The following is an 18827-nucleotide window of genomic DNA, read 5'->3' on the forward strand; positions in this document are numbered from 1 at the left end:
AGTGGATATCGGTATGACCAAGGACTCAGCTCTTCAACCTCATGTCCGGCGCTGGCGGCGCGTGTTACTGGGCGCGTCGCTGGTGTGCGCCCTGCTGGTGGCGTTCCTGGCCTGGCGCCACACGCCGATCGATACCGCGCCGGCCAAGCTCAGCCACACCTATCAACAAGCGCTGGACCAGGCCCATGACGGCAAACCCGGTGCGGCGCGGATGCTCTATCAGCAACTGGCACGCACCGACCTGCGCGATGAGCGGCGCATCAACCTGCTGGCCGAACTGCCCCACTACCCCAGCCCGCAGGCGCTGAAGCTGCTCGATGCCAATCTGGGCAACGATTCGCCTGCCGTGCGTCAGGCCGCGATCAAGGCGACCCTGCATCTGTTACCGCGCGCCCACCGCAGCGTGCTGCTTGGCCCGTTACTCAGCGATCCCGATGCTGCGGTACGCTTCGACGCCACCCTGGCGCTGACCCAGCTGTCGCCCGATGAGCTGGGTCTGTATTTTGCCGCCCTGCAACACAGCGCCGAGCTGTACCAGCAAAGCCTGCAACAGCAGGCGCCCACGGTGCAGAACCGCATGCAACTGGCCAGCCTCTACCAACAGACCGGTCAAAAACTCCAGGCCCTTGCAGCGCTGGAGGAAGCGGTGAACCTGGAGCCGGACAACCTCGACGCCGCCCTGGCACGGCTGGCGCTGATGGATGACACCGGGCAACAGGAACAAGCCAGGCAACAGTTTGCCCGCCTGCTGCAACACAACCCCGATTCGCCCTTGTTGCAGCATGCATTGGGCAAATGGCTGCTGGAGCACGAACAACCCGAATATGCCCTGCTCAGCCTGGCCAAAGCCTCGGAGCTGGCGCCCGACAACAATAATTACCGTTATGACCTGGCCCTGGCACTGCATGACCTGGACCAGATGGAAGCGGCGCAGAAACAACTGGTGCACATCCTGCAAAGCCAGCCGGCCAACCGCCGGGCGCGGGTGCTGCTGATCCAGTACGCCCGCGAAAGCGGCCAGTTACAGCACGTTCAGGTACTGCTTGCCGAACTGGAGCAGCAGAATCCGGACGACCCCGCGCTGCAACAGGGTCTTTAGGCGCCATACGAAAGTTACAAGACAGGGGCGTGACAACACGCCCCTAACTTTCAGAAATAACTTACAACCTGTGCGGCGGATAACACCCGCGCACGACCATAAAAGTGCCTGTTGAGTTCAACAATTGCACAAGACTATTTTCTAAGTGAAAAAAAACGGGCATTATTCAGCCGTCACTGATTAATTACTGCCCGGTGAGCGGGCGGTGATCGATGAAATGATTAGTTTGAACATTGATCCGGCCGGCAGGCCGGGAATGGAATGAGCGAATCGGATCAAAGATTTTTGTCTTATCGCTTTGTTTGGCCGGCCACGGCCAATAGACTGTCGGAGTATTTGTTTTGTCCAGACTTGCCGAGTTTCGCGCTGCAGAAAAAGCCCTTCAAGAACAGCTGGCACAGCTGGAAACCTTGAAGAAGGACACCGGGCTGCAAAAAGAAATTGAATTTGAACAGCAACTCAAGGAACTGATGGGCAGCTACGGCAAAAGCCTGCGCGACGTCATCTCGATCCTCGACCCAGGCAGCTCCACCAGCCTGATCGCCGCACCGGCCGGCCCAAAGCGTCGCCGTGCTCGCGTCATCAAGGTTTATCAGAACCCGCACACCGGTGAACTGATCGAAACCAAGGGCGGTAACCACCGCGGCCTGAAAGCCTGGAAAGAGCAGTACGGTGTCGACACCGTCGATTCCTGGATTCGCACCTGATTGCACTGCGCTTCTTGAAAAGCCCTGCCTCGCAGGGCTTTTTTATTATCGCCGCACGGTAATAGCTCACACCTGCACACAGTAAGTGCAGCCTGCCCGCAATGATTACGGCACTGACCGGACATATAAAAGTGTGACGTGTGTCATGTAACTGACTCGCGCTAGAATAATGGCGTCAATAATTTTAACCCTTAAAACACGTCGACCTTGTTACAGTCTTTAAAAGGCTGAGCGCATTACTATTATTTATGCAATCAGACAATTGAGTCTTGTGTGTAGGCTCTTTCCCAGTGTTTGACTGGCGACACGCCGGGCGCGGCGACGCCTGAAAAAGCTTCACACTTTTTTCACATGGATTGCTTCAAGATCAAGGCTGCTAAAGGATTAGCGCCCCATGCCCGCTCACGCGGGCTTTATTTTGCCCGCAGAAAACCTCAAGGCACCTCACCGAGGCGCAGGCTGTCGCGAATACGCAGCACTTCTTGCTTGTTGGCTTCATACCCTTCAGTCGACCCCGCATAAGACAACGACCAGGCCTGCTGCGCAGTGGCTGCGGCCACCAATGTCTGGGTCATCACATGCACGCCATTCTGGGTGATGGTGCACGTGCTCTCCATGCCCGGCACGCCTCCCAGCTTCACTTCGCGCGCATGGGTGCAGGCGCTCTGCAGGCCATCACGGGCAAAGTTGACCTGAATGGCCTTGCGCATTTCCAGCAACACGCCTTGCACATTGACGTCATGGCCTTGGGTCAGGCGTGTCTGAGTCAGCTCCATGATCATGTTCGGATCACCGGCCTCATCCTTCTTGAATGCACGTTGCCTGAGCTGAATAGACGGCTGGCTGGCGCTTTCGCTGGTGGCGGGCAGTGACTCGACCTCCCAGCCGGCCGGCCAGAGAATCATCGCGTCAGCGGCATACGCCGGCACGACTACCAGCCCAAGACCCAGGCTGGCCAGAAACGATCGGCAAAGAGTGAAAAGCATGACAGGCCCTTGCGGCGAGAAGATCGGAAAAGTCTGAGGCTGTCGGGGAACCGGAACAAGGGGTATGCCATCAATATTGCGCTCAGGCGGGGTTCAGGGTTTGCATCGAACACCCTGCCCCGTATCATTTGTTCCTTTATACCCCTCAAGCCGGAGACTTCCATGAGCCTGCACGATCTCGACACTTTCCCTGGTGTCACCGCCGCCCCTGAAGCGGCTACCCAGGGTTTTGTGTTCAACCACACCATGCTGCGTGTCAAGGACATCACCGCCTCGCTGGACTTTTACACTCGCGTACTGGGCTTCAGCCTGGTAGACAAGCGCGATTTCCCGGAAGCCGAATTCAGCCTGTACTTTCTGGCACTGGTTGACAAGGCGCTGATCCCGGCCGATGACGCTGCCCGCCACCAATGGATGAAGTCGATCCCAGGCGTGCTGGAGCTGACCCATAACCACGGCACCGAAAACGACGCAGGCTTTGCCTATCACAACGGCAACAGCGACCCGCGCGGTTTTGGTCATATCTGCGTGTCGGTACCCGACGTAGTCACTGCCTGCGAGCGTTTCGAGCAACTGGGCGTGGACTTCCAGAAACGCCTGGCCGACGGGCGCATGAACCACCTGGCGTTTATCAAGGACCCGGATGGTTACTGGGTAGAAATCATCCAGCCCGCCCCGCTGTAACGAAAAAAGCCCCGTGATTGATCATCACGGGGCTTTTTCATTCAACAGGCATCGATCAAGCCGGAGCGCTGCTACGGATCAGGTGATCGAAGGCACTCAGCGAGGCCTTGGCACCTTCGCCCAGGGCGATGATGATCTGCTTGTAAGGCGTGGTGGTCACGTCGCCGGCAGCGAAGATACCCGCAACCGAAGTCTCACCTCGCGCATCGGCCACGATTTCACCGCGTGGCGACAGCTCGATGACACCCTTGAGCCATTCGCTGTTAGGCAGCAGGCCGATCTGCACGAAGATACCTTCCAGCTCGACAGCGCGCTCTTCGCCACTGACCCGGTCCTTGTAGCGCAGGCCGTTGACCTTCTCGCTGTCGCCGGTGACTTCAGTGGTCTGTGCATTGGTCAGCACAGTCACGTTAGGCAGGCTGTTGAGCTTGCGTTGCAGTACCGCGTCGGCGCGCAGCTGGCTGTCGAACTCCAGCAGCGTGACATGCGAGACGATACCGGCCAGGTCGATGGCCGCTTCGACACCGGAGTTACCGCCGCCGATCACCGACACGCGCTTGCCTTTGAACAGCGGGCCGTCGCAGTGCGGGCAGTAAGCCACGCCCTTGTTGCGGTATTCCTTCTCGCCCGGCACGTTCATTTCACGCCAGCGCGCACCGGTGGCCAGGATCAGGGTCTTGGCCTTGAGGCTCGCGCCGCTGGCGAACTTCACTTCATGCAGCTCGCCTGCCTTGCCTGGAATCAGGCGGTCGGCGCGTTGCAGGTTCATGATGTCGACTTCGTATTGCTTGACGTGTTCTTCAAGCGCGACGGCCAGTTTCGGGCCTTCGGTATGTTGTACCGAAATGAAGTTCTCGATGGCCATGGTGTCGAGCACCTGACCGCCAAAACGCTCGGCCGCCACACCGGTACGAATGCCTTTACGCGCTGCGTACACCGCCGCGGCAGAACCGGCAGGACCACCGCCGATCACCAGGACGTCAAAGGCGTCCTTGGCATTGAGCTTGTCGGCCTGACGCGCACTGGCGCCGGTGTCGATCTTGGCGAGGATTTCTTCCAGGCCCATGCGGCCCTGGCCAAATACTTCGCCATTGAGGTAGATGCTGGGCACCGACATGACTTTGCGGTCGGTGACTTCATCCTGGAACAGCGCGCCGTCGATGGCGACGTGCTTGATGTTCGGGTTGAGTACTGCCATCAGGTTCAGGGCCTGGACGACGTCCGGGCAGTTCTGGCAGGACTGCGAAAAATAGGTTTCAAACGCGAACTCGCCTTGCAGGGCGCGCACTTGCTCGATGGTTTCAGCACTGACTTTTGGCGGGTAGCCGCCGGTTTGCAGCAGGGCCAGGACCAGCGAGGTGAACTCGTGCCCCATCGGGATGCCGGCAAAGCGCAGGCTGATGTTCTGGCCTGGGCTGTTGAGGGCAAACGAAGGTGTGCGTGAATCATTACCGTCGGTGGACAGGGTGATGTCCTTGCCAACGCTGACAACGTCTTGCAGCAGTGCAAGCATTTCCTTGGACTTGGCGCCGTCATCGAGGGACGCTGTGATCTCGATGGGGCGAGTAACCCGCTCCAGGTAGGATTTCAACTGGGCTTTAAGATTGGCGTCCAACATGTTTCGGCTTCCTGTTTTCAGGCGGTAGAAATAACAACGCCCAGGCGAAGACCGCCCGGGCGTTTGATGGGGCGATGCGGTTTACAGAATCAAGCGTGCGGCGCCCCGATCGGTTTCATGCAGATCAGATCTTGCCGACCAGATCCAGCGAAGGGGCCAGAGTGGCTTCGCCTTCTTGCCATTTGGCTGGGCAAACTTCGCCTGGGTGAGCAGCAACGTACTGAGCGGCCTTGATTTTGCGCAGCAGCTCGGAAGCGTCACGGCCTACACCGCCGTCGTTCAGTTCAACGATTTTGATCTGGCCTTCAGGGTTGATCACGAAGGTACCGCGGTCAGCCAGACCGGCTTCTTCGATCAGCACGTCGAAGTTGCGCGAGATGGTCAGGGTCGGGTCGCCGATCATGGTGTACTGGATTTTGCCGATGGCTGGCGAGGTGTTGTGCCAGGCAGCGTGGGCAAAGTGGGTGTCGGTCGAAACGCTGTAGATCTCAACGCCCAGTTTCTGGAATTCAGCGTAGTTGTCAGCCAGGTCTTCCAGTTCGGTCGGGCAGACGAAGGTGAAGTCGGCTGGGTAGAAGAACACCACAGACCACTTGCCTTTCAGGTCGGCATCCGAAACGTCAACGAAATTGCCGTTCTTGTAAGCAGTGGCTTTGAACGGTTTTACTTGGCTGTTGATGATAGGCATCGGTGAATCTCCATGGTTTGTGAAGAGGAATGTGTAAATTCGATGGATTGGAGCTTACGCACAATCGACCGGCATGGCTCATTGGTAAAGTCGATGCCATCGATTGGTTTTCTCTATAAAGGCTCTCTATTAATAGAAGAAACCTTTATCGCCTGCTCCGCACCTACATGGGGGCCAAACGGTGAGGTTTCAATGTAACGCATGGCTGATTTCATGTCCTTCCAGCCCACATAGGCCATCAACGACTTCAAATCCCAACCACTTTGATGCGCCCATGTTGCAAAACCGCGACGCAATGAGTGACTGCTGTAGGCATCGCTTGCCAGCCCTGCCCGTTCGAAAGCCTGGCGCAGCAGAGTAATCACGCTGTTGGCGTGCAGCCCCTCCTCGCCCAGATTGCCCCAGCGATCAATGCCGCGAAACACCGGGCCGTTCGCCAGGGCGGCGCAGTCGATCCAGTCGAGATAGGCCTGCACCGGGCAAAGCCGCTGCAAGGCCGGGGTCTGAAACGTGCGGCCACTGTTATCGCGGTCACTCTTGCTGCGCGGCAGGTACAGGGTAATCCCGGAACCGGGCACCGCCTTGACGTGCTCGACCTGCAAGCGGCACAGCTCGTCGCTGCGAAAGCCCCGCCAGAATCCCAACAAAATCAGCGCCGCATCGCGCCGGCAACGCAATACCTGAGCATGGTCCTGCACGCTCGCCGCCAGGCTGGCCTGTGCATCAAGGCTGATGACCAGGCGCTGCAGATCGGCCAGCTGCAAAGGCTCGGCCTGTTTCTCTTGCGCCGGGTGCAAGGCGCGAATGCCCTTGAGCACCTTACGCACCATCGGCGCCTTGGTCGGGTCGACGAAGCCCTGGCTTGAATGCCACTGCGCCAGTGCCGACAGCCGCAGCTTCAGCGTATTGACCGAGAGCTCGCCGGCATAGGTCGCCAGATAGCGCGCGACGCTGTCGCTGGTCGCCGGCAGAAATCCGCCAAAGCTCACTTCGAAATGCTCGATGGCCGCCCGATAACTGCGCCGGGTGTTGTCCCGCGTGGCGGCTTCGATGTAGCGATCCACATCACTCATGGCTCTGAACTGCCTGTTTCGTACCGTATGGGACTGCCAAAAACCGCTTATAAGCGACTGACACGGGATAATACGCCAATATCCCGCCTTAAATAAGCACTAAAAACCGCTATCGAATCAGCGAAAATTAGTATGTAATTACAGGATACATACCACAGTACGAAATCGTAGGAGCAAGCATGGCACGCGGCGGCATAAACAAGGCGGTGGTGCACAAGGCAAGGCTGGCGTTGCTCGCGCGCGGTGAGAACCCGAGCATCGATGCCGTACGTGTGGAAATGGGCAATACCGGCTCGAAAACCACGATTCATCGCTATTTGCGCGAGCTTGAGGCGCAAGACAGCCCTGCTCCATCGATCAACGACGAGCTGGGTGAACTGGTATCGCGCCTGGCCGAACGACTGCAAGGCCAGGCGCAGGAACGCATCGATCAGGCACAGGAAGAGATGCAGCGCCAGCGTACTGCCCTGCAGCAAGAAATGGCCGCAGCACAGGTGCAACTGGAAGCGCTGCAACAACGCTTTGCCCAGCAAGGCGAGCATCTGGCGCAGGAAAGTCAGGCCTTGCAGGACACCCGCGAGGCACTGCAACAAGAGAAAACCGAAAATACCCGGCTGAATCAGGCCAATCTGGACCTGCAGTCACGCCTGATCGATCGCGATCGGCAGATCGAGTCGCTGGAAGAAAAACATCGGCACGCGCGTGACGCACTCGAGCATTACCGCAACGCCGTGAAGGAACAGCGCGAGCAGGATCAGCAGCGTCATGAGGGCCAGTTGCAACAGGTGCAGATGGAATTGCGCCAAGCCCGGCAGACCCAGACCTTGCACCAAGAGTCGATCACCGTCCTCAATCGCGACAACGAGCGCCTGCTGGCTGAGCAACGCAGCACTGGCCGCGAGCTGCACAGTTGCCAGGCGCAACTGGACAAGGCCAACAAGCAAACGGAAAAAGCCGTCAACGAACAACAGAAAGCCATTACCCGCAGCGCACAACTGGAAGTGCGCCTGCAAGCCGCCCTTCAGGACGGCGCAGGGTTCAAGCAAGGCATGAACGATGCTTTGCAACAGAATCGCGTGCTGGAGTTGTTGCTGAGCAGAAAGGAAGCGGCGCTGGAGAATTTACAGGCGCAGATCAAACAAGAACCGCAGCCGTGAACCGGACGAGCATCACGCCGTACCGTTGACCCCAAGCATGCCGCGCACCCGCGCCGCCAGATCATCGACATTGAATGGCTTGATCAGCAGGTCCATGCCCTGCGCTTGCAGCTCTTCGCGATCCTGGGTGTTGCCGGCATAACCGGTCATGAACAGCACCTTCAGCTCAGGCCGGAACTGACGGGCAATTTCGGCCAGTTGCCGGCCATTCAGGCCCGGCAACCCGACGTCGGTGACCAGCAGGTCAATGCGTTCAGAACCCTGCAAGCGGGTAATTGCACCAGCGCCGTCGCCCGCCTGCTGGGTTGAATAGCCCAGCTCGCGCAACGCATCGACCACCAGCATGCGCACCGCCTCTTCGTCCTCGACCACCAGCACGCATTCACCCTGATTGGCGCGAGGCGATTGCGGCACATCGCCAACGTCGACAGCACCGATCGCACCTTGGGCCTCGCACGGCATGAACAGACGAATACACGCACCTTGCCCCTCGACACTGTCGATGCGCACATGGCCGCCGGTTTGCTTCATGAAGCCGTACACCATCGACAACCCGAGCCCCGTTCCCTGACCGATGGGCTTGGTGGTGAAAAAAGGATCGAAGACCCGCGCAATCACATCATCGGGAATACCGCAGCCGGTGTCCTCAACACTGAGTTGCAGGTACTGGCCCGGCATCAGCTCGCCATCGCGCACGTGCAGCACCGTAAGCTGGCTGCGTACCCACAGCTGGCCGCCGTCAGGCATGGCATCGCGGGCATTGATCACCAGGTTGAGCAGCGCATTTTCCAGTTGATGCTCATCGGTACGAATCACCTGGCCATGATCTTCAAGCTCGATATGCAGCTTGATGCTTTCACCGATGGTGCGGCGCAGCAGTTCCTCCATGGAGGCGACCATGCAATTGACACGCACTTCACAGGTTTTCAGCGACTGGCGACGAGCAAAGGCCAGCAGTCGCTGGGTCAGTGCCGCCGCGCGATTGCCGGAAGTGACAGCAGCATCGATATAGCGCTCCACCTCATTGACGCGCCCGGCCGCCAGACGTCGCCGAATCAGATCCAGAGCGCCGAGCACACCGGTGAGCATGTTGTTGAAGTCATGGGCAATACCGCCGGTGAGCTGGCCGATGGCGTCCATTTTCTGCGCATGACGCAACGCCTCTTCCGCTTGCGCCCGCTCCGCGATCTCGACCTGCAGGCGCTGATTGGCCTGCGCCAGTTCACGGGTGCGCTCGGCAACGCGCAACTCAAGGCTGTCATTGAGTTCACGCAGGGCCTCTTCGGCATTGACCTGAGCGGTGATGTCGGTGTGCGTGCCCAGCCAATGGGTGATGTGCCCGCGTTCGTTACGAATCGGCAAGGCACGCGACAAAAACCAGTTGAAACCGCCGTCCTTGCTGCGCAGCGGAAAGGTGTCTTCCCAGACGGAGCCCGTCGCAAAACAATACTCAAGATGCGCAACAACCCGCTCGCGATGATCCGGGTGATGCACCGAACGCCAGCCCAGGGCACGCATGGCTTCCAGCGAGGCGCCGGTGTAATCATGCCAGCGCTCGTTGTACCAATGAATGCTGCCGGCAGGATTCGCCGTCCAGGCCAGCTGGCTCATGTTGTCGGCCAGGGTTCTGAACTGACGCTCGCTCTCGCGCAGGGCGTCGAGCTCACGCAGGCATTCTTTGTCGGGTGGTGCTGAATTCAAGGGCATTGCCGCCGCCGGCTTATGTTTACTCACTGCAGGATCCATCCTCAAAAACAGGGTCAGCCCCGATTTCATCCTGAATGCGGGGCAAGGTATTACTGGTTAGCCAAGGAGCATCTAGCGCGCCACAGGGCTGCGCATGGTGACAAACTCCTCAGCTGCGGTCGGATGCACACCCATGGTGTCGTCAAATACCCGCTTCGTTGCGCCAGCTTTCAAGGCTATGGCCAGGCTCTGGACGATTTCGCCTGCATCGGGTCCCACCATATGGCAACCCAATACCCGGTCACTGGCGCTGTCGACGATCAGCTTCATGAAAGTACGCTCCTGATCATCGGTCAAGGTCAGCTTCATTGGCCGGAAACGACTTTCAAATACCTGGATCGAATAGCCTTCTTCCAGAGCCTGCTCTTCTGTCAGCCCGACCGTACCGATATTAGGCAGGCTGAAGACCGCCGTCGGGATGTGATTGTAGTCCACCGGGCGATATTGCTCAGGTTTGAACAGACGACGCGCAATGGCCATGCCCTCAGCCAACGCAACCGGCGTCAGTTGCACGCCGCCGATGACATCACCCAGGGCCAGAATCGACGCTTCACTGCTTTGATAATGCTCATCAACCTGAATATAGCCGTGCTTGTCGAGTTTGATGTCGACGTTTTCCAGGCCGAGGTTGTCGAGCATCGGCCGCCGACCGGTGGCGTAGAACACACAATCCGTTTCCAGCGTGCCGCCATCCTTGAGCGTTACCTTGAGGCTGCCATCCGCCTGCTTGTCGATGCGGGCGATATCACAGTTGAAACGCACATCCACGCCGTGCTTGACCAGCTCTTCATGCAGATGCGTGCGCACGCCACCATCGAAGCCGCGCAAAAACAGCTCGCCCCGATACGCCAGCGTTGTCTGCGCACCGACGCCATTGAAGATCGAGGCAAATTCCACGGCGATATAGCCGCCGCCCACCACAACAATGCGCTTGGGCAGTGTTTCGAGGTGGAAGGCCTCGTTTGAAGTGATGGCATGCTCACGCCCCGGCACATCCGGGACTTGCGGCCAGCCACCGGTGGCGATCAGGATGCGTTCGGCGCTGTAGTGCTTGCCGTCAATTTCGACGCCATTGGGACCGGTCAGCTTTGCGTGACCTTCAACCAGGGTCACGCCGCTGTCGAGCAACAGCTTGCGGTAGATGTTATTGAGGCGCTGGATTTCCTGATCCTTGTTGGCAATCAGGGTCGACCAGTTGAATTCAGGCGTGCCCAGCTTCCAGCCAAAACCTTTGGCGTGCTCGAAATCCTCGGCAAAATGTGCGCCGTAGACCAGCAGTTTCTTGGGTACGCAGCCGACGTTGACGCACGTGCCACCCAGATAGCGGCTTTCAGCCACAGCCACCCGCGCCCCGAAGCCTGCGGCAAAGCGCGCCGCCCGAACGCCACCGGAACCGGCACCGATGACAAATAGATCGAAGTCGTAAGCCATTACTGTCTCCTTGAGCAGGCCCACAGCATAACTGCTGCGCAATCACACAGAAACGAAAAAGCCACTACCGCCTTCACACCGAACCTTGAGGGTTCGGCATGAAAGCCGCAGTGGCTTCAGATTAACAGGCGGGAAAAATCAGAACGCCTTGCCAGTCTTGTAGAAGTTTTCGAAACAGAAGTTGGTGGCTTCGATGTAGCCTTCGGCGCCGCCGCAGTCAAAACGCTGGCCCTTGAACTTGTAAGCCAGCACGTTGCCTTGGGCCGCTTGCTTCATCAGCGCGTCGGTGATCTGGATTTCACCACCTTTGCCTGGCTCGGTCTGCTCGATCAGCTCGAAGATATCCGGCGTCAGGATGTAACGACCGATGATTGCCAGGTTCGACGGCGCATCTTCAGGCTTCGGCTTTTCGACCATGTCGTTGACACGGAACAGGCCTGGCTTGATTTCTTCACCGGCGATAACGCCGTACTTGTTGGTTTCTTGCGGATCGACTTCCTGGATGGCGACGATCGAGCAACGGTAGTGCTTGTACAGCTTGACCATCTGTGCCAGCACGGTGTCGCCGTCCAGGTTGACGCACAGGTCGTCAGCCAGCACTACGGCGAAAGGCTCGTTGCCGATCAGCGGACGGCCGCTGAGGATGGCGTGGCCCAGGCCTTTCATTTCGGTCTGACGGGTATAAGAGAAGCTGCACTCGTCGATCAGACGACGGATGCCGACCAGGTATTTTTCCTTGTCGGTGCCCTTGATCTGGTGCTCCAGCTCGTAGCTGATGTCGAAGTGGTCTTCCAGCGCACGCTTGCCACGACCAGTAACGATGGAGATTTCATTCAGGCCTGCTGCAAGCGCCTCTTCCACGCCGTATTGAATCAGTGGCTTGTTGACCACGGGCAGCATCTCTTTAGGCATGGCTTTGGTCGCTGGCAAAAAGCGAGTGCCGTAGCCGGCTGCAGGGAACAAGCATTTCTTGATCATATAAGTCCTTATGTAAGGCGTGGCATTGTCGGCGCAGTCTAATCAGGCGGCGCTCACCTTACAATGCCCCGCCACTGGCCTTCCTATTCCATGGTAGAGAAATCCTTTGGCAGATAGTTCCGCAGCGTCGTAGATATTACGGCCATCAAATAGCACCGGTCTGCGCATCGCGCCCCGGATACGAATGAAATCGGGCTGGCGAAACTGTTTCCACTCAGTCACCAACACGGCGACATCAGCGCCTTCGGCGCAGCCATACAGCGACTCATGCAAGCGTAGCTGACCGCGTTGAATTGCATCGCGATAATGTTCAGCCACCGCCGCCATGGCCGCAGGATCCGTGGCCTGCACCTGCGCACCGGCGGCCAGCAGGGCATCGATCAACACCAGGCTGGGCGCCTCGCGGATATCGTCGGTGCCCGGCTTGAAAGCCAGTCCCCACACCGCGATTACCCGGCCTCGGATAAGACCACCGAAATAAAGGTTTACTGATTCAAACAGTAGATGTTTCTGGGTGGTATTACGCGCCTGCACCGCTTGCAGTATTTGCGCATCGAAGCCTTGCTGTTCGGCGGTGTTTATCAACGCCCGCACGTCTTTGGGAAAACATGAACCGCCATAACCGCACCCTGCGTAGATAAAGTGCGTGCCAATACGCCGGTCGCTGCCGATGCCGCGCCGCACTTGTTCGATGTCCACGCCCAGATGGGCGCACAGCCCCGCCATTTCATTGATGAAGGAAATCTTTGTCGCCAGAAAGGCGTTGGCGGCGTATTTGCTGAACTCGGCGGCGCGCAGGTCCATGACCAGCGCGCGCTCGCGATTGCGCAGAAAGGGGCTGTACAAGCGCTGCAACAGCTCTGCCGATTGCGGCTCGCTGCAACCAATGATGACCCGGTCGGGGCGCATGAAGTCCTCGATGGCGGCGCCCTCCTTGAGAAATTCAGGATTGCTCGCCACATTGATCCGCAGCTCCAGGCCGCGCCGGGCCAAGTGCTGGTTGATGCGCAATGCTACGGTTTCACAGGTGCCAACAGGCACGGTGGACTTGTTGACCACCAGGCTTGCCCGGTTCAGGCAGCGCCCAAGCTGGTCAGCCACTTCAAGCACATGCGACAGATCGGCCGAGCCGTCCTCATGACAAGGCGTGCCGACCGCGATGAAGACGATTTCTGCCAGGCGAACACCTTCGCTCAGCGTGCCGGTGAAGCTCAATTGCCCGCTGGCCAGATGTTCCTTGAGCATGGGCTCCAGGCCCGGCTCATGGATCGGACACTCACCGCGCTGCAAGGCCTGCAGGCGCGACGGCTGTTGCTCGACACAGACGACCCGATTGCCCATTTCGGCAAAACAGGTGGCGGCCACCAGACCGACGTAACCGGCCCCGATGATGCAAAGTCGCATGCTCGTCACTCCTGACAGGATTTGCGACAATTGCACCGCCATCCGGTTGCAGACTCATGACCGACACACGACATCCACATGAACATGCATGACTTGCAATACATGGCGGAACGATGGCACCCGCCCCCGGTCCAACCCGATGTGCCTGAATCCCCTTTAGCAGCCCGATTTTTGAAGCGAACACCATGATCAGACTTTTGCCCCTTTTTGCCGTACTGGTCCTCACCGGTTGCGCCACCGCCTCCCCCACGCACCTGAAGAACGGCCAGCAAGGGTTGAACATCGACTGCTCGGGCGAAGCCATGTCCTGGGCCAAGTGCTATGAAAAAGCCAACGACTCATGCGCCGGCACCGGCTATGAAATCGTCGGCACCGACGGCACCGCACGTCCGGAGGCCGAAGATCAGACCCTGGGCATGGACGTGGGCAATTACAAGCACCGCAGCGTGCTGGTGGTGTGCAAATAGAGATTACCCGGAGATACAGGCCTCAGCGGCGCGCTGAACATCACCGCCTCGCACCGGCAGATTGTTGAGCCGCTCATGGACCTTGATCGAGCTGCCGCCGGAACGGTCCTCGATGTCGACGATTGCCGCCGGGGCCTCACTGAGCTTCTGCGCAACGATCAGGCGCACGCCATCGTTGCGCACCTCTTTCAAGGGTGGCGTTCGGCTGTCGCCGATCTTTTCGATAAAGCAGGTGGCGTATTCGTTCGGCTTCTTGCCGGAAATGACGCTCAGCGTCGCCGGAGAATGCTCGATGTCCTCGACTGACGCGCACCCGGCCATTGCCAGGGCCAGGATTACCACGGCCACTTTCATACAATCCCTCCAAATCCAAAGCCGTTAGGACAAGCCTGAAGGCAATAAAATCCCGGACCAGCGGACTTTTTGCCATCATCCTGTAAATAACTGTGAGCCATTTGGCAAAACGTCCAGCGCCTCGTGCTATCGTTTCGCTTTTGTAAAAAGCCTGTTGCGGAGACACCCATGAAGTTCGTACACCAGCGTGAGCACCTCAACGAAGACGATCTGGTCGTCATCGAATGCTCACGGCCATGCAATATTCGCCTGATGAGCGATGCGAATTTTCGCAGCTTCAAAAACGGTGGCCGGCATACGTACCATGGCGGCGCCTTCGATCGCTTCCCGGCCAAGATCAGCGTGCCCAGCAGCGGTTTCTGGAACATCACTGTCGACACCACCGGACGCAAGCCCGACAAGAATCCGGGCCACAAGCCCACCTTTACCCATTCGATCAAGATCGTGCGCCGCTCGCACTCGCAGCTGAGCTGATCATCAAGCAAACTCAGGAGTGACCGTGAGTAGCCCAACCCCGACCACCAAATACGCCGTCAGCTACAAGCTCAATGGCGAGCGCCGCTTTGAATTTGCCCAGCTGCAATCGGCTTCGGTCGACGAAGCCCGCGCCGCGCTGGAAAAGATGCACGGCCAGGGTGATGACGTGATCAGCGATGTCAAGGTCAGCAAAGCGCTCTGACCCGCAGCGACCCGCCGGCCCAGCCTGGCGGGTCATGACCCGCCCGATGACCGAACAGCCATGCCCTCATCACTGACTTTCGACCTGTTCGCCGATGACACCCCCAAGGGCCGCGAAAGCATCGCCCCGGCCGCGACCTTGCTGCGCGGTTTTGCCCTGTCCCACACTGAACATGTCCTGACCCTGCTGGCGCAGATCGAGGCGGCTTCCCCGTTTCGCCATATGCACACCCCGGGCGGCTATCGCATGTCGGCCGCGATGACCTGTTGCGGACATCTGGGCTGGATCACCGATCGGCGCGGCTACCGCTACACCGAACACGACCCGCTCAGCGGTGAGCCCTGGCCGGACATGCCTCAGGCCTGGCGGGAACTGGCGCAGCAGGCCGCGCAAGAAGCAGGCTTTGCCGATTTCATTCCCGATGCCTGCCTGATCAACCGCTATGTGCCCGGCGCGAAAATGGCCCTGCATCAGGACAAGGATGAACGCGATCACCGCTGGCCGGTGGTCTCGGTCTCGCTGGGCTTGCCGGCGATCTTCCAGTTTGGCGGCCTGCAACGCAGCGACAAGGCGCAGCGCGTGTCGCTGTTTCATGGCGACGTGCTGGTGTGGGGCAATGAAGACCGCCTGCGCTTTCATGGCATCCTGCCGATTGCCGAGGGCCATCACCCGTTGCTGGGCGCGCAACGAATCAACCTGACATTTCGCAAGGCGGGCTGATGTCCACACTCTCGAATACCGACTTCATGCAACGGGCCCTGGCCCAGGGCCGCAACGCCTTGCCCGATTGCCGGCCCAACCCACCGGTTGGCTGCGTGCTGGTCAAGGACGGGCAAATCATCAGCGAGGGTTTCACCCAACCGCCTGGCCAGCATCACGCCGAAGCCATGGCGCTGAGCCGCTTGCCGGCGAACAGCCACGGCGTCACCGCCTATGTGACGCTGGAACCGTGCTCGTTTCACGGCAGAACCCCCTCCTGCGCGCAGGCCCTGGTCAAAAGCGGCGTGAAGCAGGTGTTCGTGGCCATGCTTGACCCCGATCCGAGAAACGCAGGCGCCGGCATCCGGATTCTTCAGGAAGCCGGTATCGAGGTGGTGGTCGGGTTGGTGGAAGATCAGGCACGCAAGGACCTGGAGCGCTACCTGCTCTAAAGATCGTCCAGATCGCCACTCAAATTAAATATTTTTTATATTTAAGACATAAAGATATGCAAAACAGCACTTTCCCTTCTACACACTTCCCCCCGTAAAGTGCGACCCGCGCCGACCAGGACAACAGGAGGCCGTTCACTCACCTCCCGTCTTGAAGGTTCGCCATGCGTTCAGTTGCATGCTTTGCCCGTTCGCCGCTTGCTATTGCTCTGTCACTCACCTTTGCCATCCCGTTTTCAGGCCATGTGCTGGCCGATGACGCCAACCTGTCCACCGTGGTCGTTACCGGTACGCGCGGCCAGGAACGCACGGTCACCGACAGCCCGGTGCCGGTGGATGTGATCAGCGCCGAAACCCTGCAAAAGACCGGCAAAAGCAACCTGCGTGAAGCGCTGGCCGAAGCGGTGCCGTCGATTGCCACCACACAACGCGGCGGCGCGCCGATCAGCACGGTGACCATGCGTGGCCTGGGCAGCGCGTATGTGTTGTTTCTGGTCAACGGCAAGCGCCGGCACAACAACGCATTGCTCAATTGGGGCAACGCCGACAGTTCCGGCAACAACCCGGTCGATCTGGAACAGATTCCGGTGGCGGCCATCGACCATATCGAGGTGCTGCGCGACGGCGCGGCGGCGCAATATGGCTCTGATGCGATTGCCGGTGTGATCAATATCATCCTCAAGAACAGCGACAAGGCCGGCTCTTCGGTCACCGAATACGGCGGCCAGTACGCCGGCGATGGCGAAAAGGTCCGTCAGAGCCTCAACAAGGGCTTCGAGCTGGGCGACGGTGGTTTCTTCAATGCCACGCTTGAAGGCCTTAACCAGAACGCGACCAACCGCAACGAAGGCGTGATCGGCAACGTTTACCCGCTGCAAGCCAACGGCAGCGCCGACCCGCGTGAAGCCGGATCGCCGGGGCATCGCTACGGCACCCTCAACGGCACCCCGAACCATGAGGCCTACACACTGGCCTTCAACTCGCAATTGCCGGTGGGCGATAACACCCAACTGTATTCGTTCGGCACCTACGGCCAGCGGCACATGAGCATGGGCTTCACCTTCCGCCGTCCCTCGTCTACCGAAGTGCTCGACTCGATCTATCCCGACGGTTACTACCCGGTCTACAGCGAGCGGGTGCGCGACCTGTCGCTGGCGGTCGGCGCCAAGGGCCTGGTGAGCGGCTGGGACTGGGATTTGAGCAGCACGTACGGACGCAACCAGGTCAGGGGTTACGCGGCCGATGACCTGAATCCGTCACTGGGACCGGTGAACGCGCCGACCAAGTTCGATCTGTTTGAAGTCACTTTCTCGCAATGGACGCAAAACCTCGACCTGACCCGTGGCTTCAGCCTGCTCGACCGCCCGCTGCAAGTGTCCTGGGGTTTCGAGCAGCGTCAGGAACGCTACAACCTGATCGCCGGCGAGCCGGATGCCTGGCGCAACGGCGGCTATCAATTCACCAGCGGCAGCAAGGCTGGCCGCTATGCCGACATCGGCGCCCGTGGCGTGCCCAGCACCAGCGCCGCCGACGAAGGCAGCGTCGAGCGCACCACCTCGGCTGGCTACCTCGATCTGGGCTACAACCCCACCGATCGCTGGTACATCGGCGCCGCTGCCCGGGGTGAAACCTTCAGCGATATCGACGAAAACTCGATCAGCGGCAAGCTCACCACCCGCTTTGAATTCACCCCGCGACTGGCCTTGCGCGGCACCCTGAGCAGCGGCTTCCGTGCGCCGTCGCTGTCGCAACAGGGCTATGGCCAGACCCAGAACTACGTCAATGTCACCGGCGGCGTGGCCACGTCCAGCCAGATCAAGGTCGCCCGCGTCGACTCGGCGCTGGCCCGCGCGCTGGGCTCGCAGGACCTGAAACCGGAGAAATCGGTCAACCTCAGCCTGGGCCTGGTCTACAAGCCCATCGACGATTTGAGCCTGACCGTCGACGCTTATCAGATCGACATTCAGGACCGTGTGGTCAAGACCAGTCAGCTCACCGGCAGCGCGGTCAGCAACCTGCTGATCGCCAACGGCCTGTCGGGCGAACAGTCGGCGCAGTACTTCACCAATGGCGTCGACACGCGCACGCGCGGACTGGATTTTGTCGCCGACTACGTTCAGGAATACGGCCGCTTCGGCGTGGTGCAGTGGAGCGCGGCGCTGAACCTCAACCACACCGAAATCACCGACATCAAGAGCGCGCCCGCCTCGCTCAACGCGCTGGACAACTCGCTGGTGTACTTCGACCGCCAGCAACAGAAGCTGCTGACCGACGTGGCCCCGCACAACAAGCTGATCCTGGGCGGCAACTGGCTGATCGACAAATTCACCGTCAACCTCAGCGTGACCCGCTACGGCAAGGTCACCACGCCGCAAGTGCTCAAGGACAACGACCGCACCTTCGGCGCCAAGTGGATCACCGACCTCGACATCGACTACGCGCTCACGCCTGAAGTCAGCCTGGGCATCGGCGCGCAAAACCTGTTCGACGAATACCCCGACGCCAACGCCCTGGCCAACGCAGCCGGCTTCGCGCCCTACGGCTCCTCGCCGTTCGGCAGCGACGGCGGCTTCTACTACACCCGCCTGACGGTCAACTTCTAAGG

18 protein-coding genes and 1 pseudogene are annotated in these 18827 nt (G+C 59.5%); 10 read left to right on the plus strand and 9 right to left on the minus strand.

Features of this window, described 5'->3' with window-relative positions:
- Window positions 1-7: 7 nt before the first annotated feature.
- Both ACYAS9_RS13555 and ACYAS9_RS13560 read left to right on the plus strand, forming a co-directional pair.
- A complete protein-coding gene (locus ACYAS9_RS13555) occupies window positions 8-1099 on the plus strand; it encodes a HEAT repeat domain-containing protein (RefSeq protein WP_463568931.1) in 1092 nt (363 codons plus the stop codon).
- Window positions 1100-1440: 341 nt separating this feature from the next.
- The gene (locus ACYAS9_RS13560) at window positions 1441-1806 is read left to right on the plus strand and encodes a histone-like nucleoid-structuring protein, MvaT/MvaU family (protein ID WP_463568805.1); all 366 of its coding nucleotides are present in this window, start codon (window positions 1441-1443) and stop codon (window positions 1804-1806) included.
- 434 nt (window positions 1807-2240) lie between these two features.
- On the opposite strand, the gene ACYAS9_RS13565 is transcribed toward ACYAS9_RS13560, so the two are convergent.
- On the minus strand, window positions 2241-2792 hold the full coding sequence (locus ACYAS9_RS13565; RefSeq protein WP_463568806.1) for a DUF4946 domain-containing protein: 552 nt from the start codon (window positions 2790-2792) through the stop codon (window positions 2241-2243).
- A gap of 162 nt (window positions 2793-2954) precedes the next feature.
- Between ACYAS9_RS13565 and gloA the strand changes: the two genes are divergently transcribed.
- Window positions 2955-3476 (plus strand): lactoylglutathione lyase, encoded by a 522-nt coding sequence (gene gloA / locus ACYAS9_RS13570; RefSeq protein WP_463568807.1) that lies wholly within the window; start codon window positions 2955-2957, stop codon window positions 3474-3476.
- A gap of 55 nt (window positions 3477-3531) precedes the next feature.
- Here gloA and ahpF read toward each other — a convergent pair whose 3' ends face one another.
- The 3 genes from ahpF to ACYAS9_RS13585 all read right to left on the minus strand — a co-directional run bounded on the left by ahpF (window position 3532) and on the right by ACYAS9_RS13585 (window position 6855).
- A complete protein-coding gene (gene ahpF, locus ACYAS9_RS13575; protein ID WP_463568808.1) occupies window positions 3532-5094 on the minus strand; it encodes an alkyl hydroperoxide reductase subunit F in 1563 nt (520 codons plus the stop codon).
- Window positions 5095-5218: 124 nt separating this feature from the next.
- Window positions 5219-5782 carry an alkyl hydroperoxide reductase subunit C gene (gene ahpC / locus ACYAS9_RS13580; RefSeq protein WP_463568809.1) on the minus strand — a complete coding sequence of 188 codons (564 nt, stop codon included), beginning with the start codon at window positions 5780-5782 and terminating at the stop codon, window positions 5219-5221.
- A 113-nt stretch (window positions 5783-5895) separates the two neighbouring features.
- Window positions 5896-6855: a site-specific integrase gene (locus tag ACYAS9_RS13585; protein ID WP_463568810.1), complete on the minus strand. Its 960-nt coding sequence runs from the start codon at window positions 6853-6855 to the stop codon at window positions 5896-5898.
- Between the two features lie 179 nt (window positions 6856-7034).
- Here ACYAS9_RS13585 and ACYAS9_RS13590 point away from each other — a divergent pair, with 179 nt between their 5' ends.
- Window positions 7035-8012, plus strand: coding sequence for a DNA-binding protein (locus ACYAS9_RS13590; RefSeq protein ID WP_463568811.1), 978 nt, complete (start codon window positions 7035-7037; stop codon window positions 8010-8012).
- Between the two features lie 12 nt (window positions 8013-8024).
- Here the strand turns inward: ACYAS9_RS13590 and ACYAS9_RS13595 are convergent.
- From ACYAS9_RS13595 to ACYAS9_RS13610, 4 genes and pseudogenes are all read right to left on the minus strand, one after another.
- Window positions 8025-9689 (minus strand): annotated as a pseudogene (locus tag ACYAS9_RS13595) (hybrid sensor histidine kinase/response regulator); the annotation flags it as partial.
- A 141-nt stretch (window positions 9690-9830) separates the two neighbouring features.
- Window positions 9831-11189 (minus strand): glutathione-disulfide reductase, encoded by a 1359-nt coding sequence (gorA, locus tag ACYAS9_RS13600; RefSeq protein WP_463568812.1) that lies wholly within the window; start codon window positions 11187-11189, stop codon window positions 9831-9833.
- Between the two features lie 138 nt (window positions 11190-11327).
- Window positions 11328-12167 carry a UTP--glucose-1-phosphate uridylyltransferase GalU gene (galU, locus tag ACYAS9_RS13605; RefSeq protein ID WP_056839215.1) on the minus strand — a complete coding sequence of 280 codons (840 nt, stop codon included), beginning with the start codon at window positions 12165-12167 and terminating at the stop codon, window positions 11328-11330.
- 42 nt (window positions 12168-12209) lie between these two features.
- Window positions 12210-13613, minus strand: a complete 1404-nt coding sequence (locus tag ACYAS9_RS13610; RefSeq protein ID WP_463568813.1) for a UDP-glucose dehydrogenase family protein — start codon at window positions 13611-13613, stop codon at window positions 12210-12212.
- A 143-nt stretch (window positions 13614-13756) separates the two neighbouring features.
- On the opposite strand from ACYAS9_RS13610, the gene ACYAS9_RS13615 reads away from it, so the two are divergent.
- On the plus strand, window positions 13757-14038 hold the full coding sequence (locus ACYAS9_RS13615) for a hypothetical protein (protein WP_463568814.1): 282 nt from the start codon (window positions 13757-13759) through the stop codon (window positions 14036-14038).
- Between the two features lie 3 nt (window positions 14039-14041).
- Here the strand turns inward: ACYAS9_RS13615 and ACYAS9_RS13620 are convergent, their stop codons facing one another.
- On the minus strand, window positions 14042-14392 hold the full coding sequence (locus tag ACYAS9_RS13620; protein WP_463568815.1) for a hypothetical protein: 351 nt from the start codon (window positions 14390-14392) through the stop codon (window positions 14042-14044).
- A gap of 168 nt (window positions 14393-14560) precedes the next feature.
- Here ACYAS9_RS13620 and ACYAS9_RS13625 point away from each other — a divergent pair, with 168 nt between their 5' ends.
- From ACYAS9_RS13625 to ACYAS9_RS13645, 5 genes are all read left to right on the plus strand, one after another.
- Window positions 14561-14866, plus strand: a complete 306-nt coding sequence (locus tag ACYAS9_RS13625) for a DUF1883 domain-containing protein (protein ID WP_463568816.1) — start codon at window positions 14561-14563, stop codon at window positions 14864-14866.
- Between the two features lie 25 nt (window positions 14867-14891).
- Complete coding sequence (locus ACYAS9_RS13630) at window positions 14892-15071, plus strand: hypothetical protein (protein WP_463568817.1); 180 nt, start codon at window positions 14892-14894, stop codon at window positions 15069-15071.
- Window positions 15072-15131: 60 nt separating this feature from the next.
- The gene (alkB, locus tag ACYAS9_RS13635; protein WP_463568818.1) at window positions 15132-15791 is read left to right on the plus strand and encodes a DNA oxidative demethylase AlkB; all 660 of its coding nucleotides are present in this window, start codon (window positions 15132-15134) and stop codon (window positions 15789-15791) included.
- The gene (gene ribD, locus ACYAS9_RS13640; protein ID WP_463568819.1) at window positions 15791-16222 is read left to right on the plus strand and encodes a bifunctional diaminohydroxyphosphoribosylaminopyrimidine deaminase/5-amino-6-(5-phosphoribosylamino)uracil reductase RibD; all 432 of its coding nucleotides are present in this window, start codon (window positions 15791-15793) and stop codon (window positions 16220-16222) included. The genes alkB and ribD overlap by 1 nt, the downstream gene beginning before the upstream one ends.
- Window positions 16223-16386: 164 nt before the next feature.
- Complete coding sequence (locus ACYAS9_RS13645) at window positions 16387-18825, plus strand: TonB-dependent receptor plug domain-containing protein (RefSeq protein WP_463568820.1); 2439 nt, start codon at window positions 16387-16389, stop codon at window positions 18823-18825.
- The last annotated feature ends 2 nt before the right edge of the window (window positions 18826-18827 follow it).

It is taken from the genome of Pseudomonas sp. HP_08 (genome assembly GCF_055284095.1).

Coding starts and splice junctions, on each gene's coding strand:
- galU (WP_056839215.1), bottom strand. CDS start 12,167: ATGATCAAGAAATGCTTGTTCCCTGCAGCCGGCTACGGCACTCGCTTT.
- ahpF (WP_463568808.1), bottom strand. CDS start 5,094: ATGTTGGACGCCAATCTTAAAGCCCAGTTGAAATCCTACCTGGAGCGG.
- gloA (WP_463568807.1), top strand. CDS start 2,955: ATGAGCCTGCACGATCTCGACACTTTCCCTGGTGTCACCGCCGCCCCT.
- ahpC (WP_463568809.1), bottom strand. CDS start 5,782: ATGCCTATCATCAACAGCCAAGTAAAACCGTTCAAAGCCACTGCTTAC.
- ACYAS9_RS13625 (WP_463568816.1), top strand. CDS start 14,561: ATGAAGTTCGTACACCAGCGTGAGCACCTCAACGAAGACGATCTGGTC.
- ACYAS9_RS13615 (WP_463568814.1), top strand. CDS start 13,757: ATGATCAGACTTTTGCCCCTTTTTGCCGTACTGGTCCTCACCGGTTGC.
- ACYAS9_RS13565 (WP_463568806.1), bottom strand. CDS start 2,792: ATGCTTTTCACTCTTTGCCGATCGTTTCTGGCCAGCCTGGGTCTTGGG.
- gorA (WP_463568812.1), bottom strand. CDS start 11,189: ATGGCTTACGACTTCGATCTATTTGTCATCGGTGCCGGTTCCGGTGGC.
- alkB (WP_463568818.1), top strand. CDS start 15,132: ATGCCCTCATCACTGACTTTCGACCTGTTCGCCGATGACACCCCCAAG.
- ACYAS9_RS13645 (WP_463568820.1), top strand. CDS start 16,387: ATGCGTTCAGTTGCATGCTTTGCCCGTTCGCCGCTTGCTATTGCTCTG.
- ACYAS9_RS13590 (WP_463568811.1), top strand. CDS start 7,035: ATGGCACGCGGCGGCATAAACAAGGCGGTGGTGCACAAGGCAAGGCTG.
- ribD (WP_463568819.1), top strand. CDS start 15,791: ATGTCCACACTCTCGAATACCGACTTCATGCAACGGGCCCTGGCCCAG.
- ACYAS9_RS13610 (WP_463568813.1), bottom strand. CDS start 13,613: ATGGCGGTGCAATTGTCGCAAATCCTGTCAGGAGTGACGAGCATGCGA.
- ACYAS9_RS13620 (WP_463568815.1), bottom strand. CDS start 14,392: ATGAAAGTGGCCGTGGTAATCCTGGCCCTGGCAATGGCCGGGTGCGCG.
- ACYAS9_RS13585 (WP_463568810.1), bottom strand. CDS start 6,855: ATGAGTGATGTGGATCGCTACATCGAAGCCGCCACGCGGGACAACACC.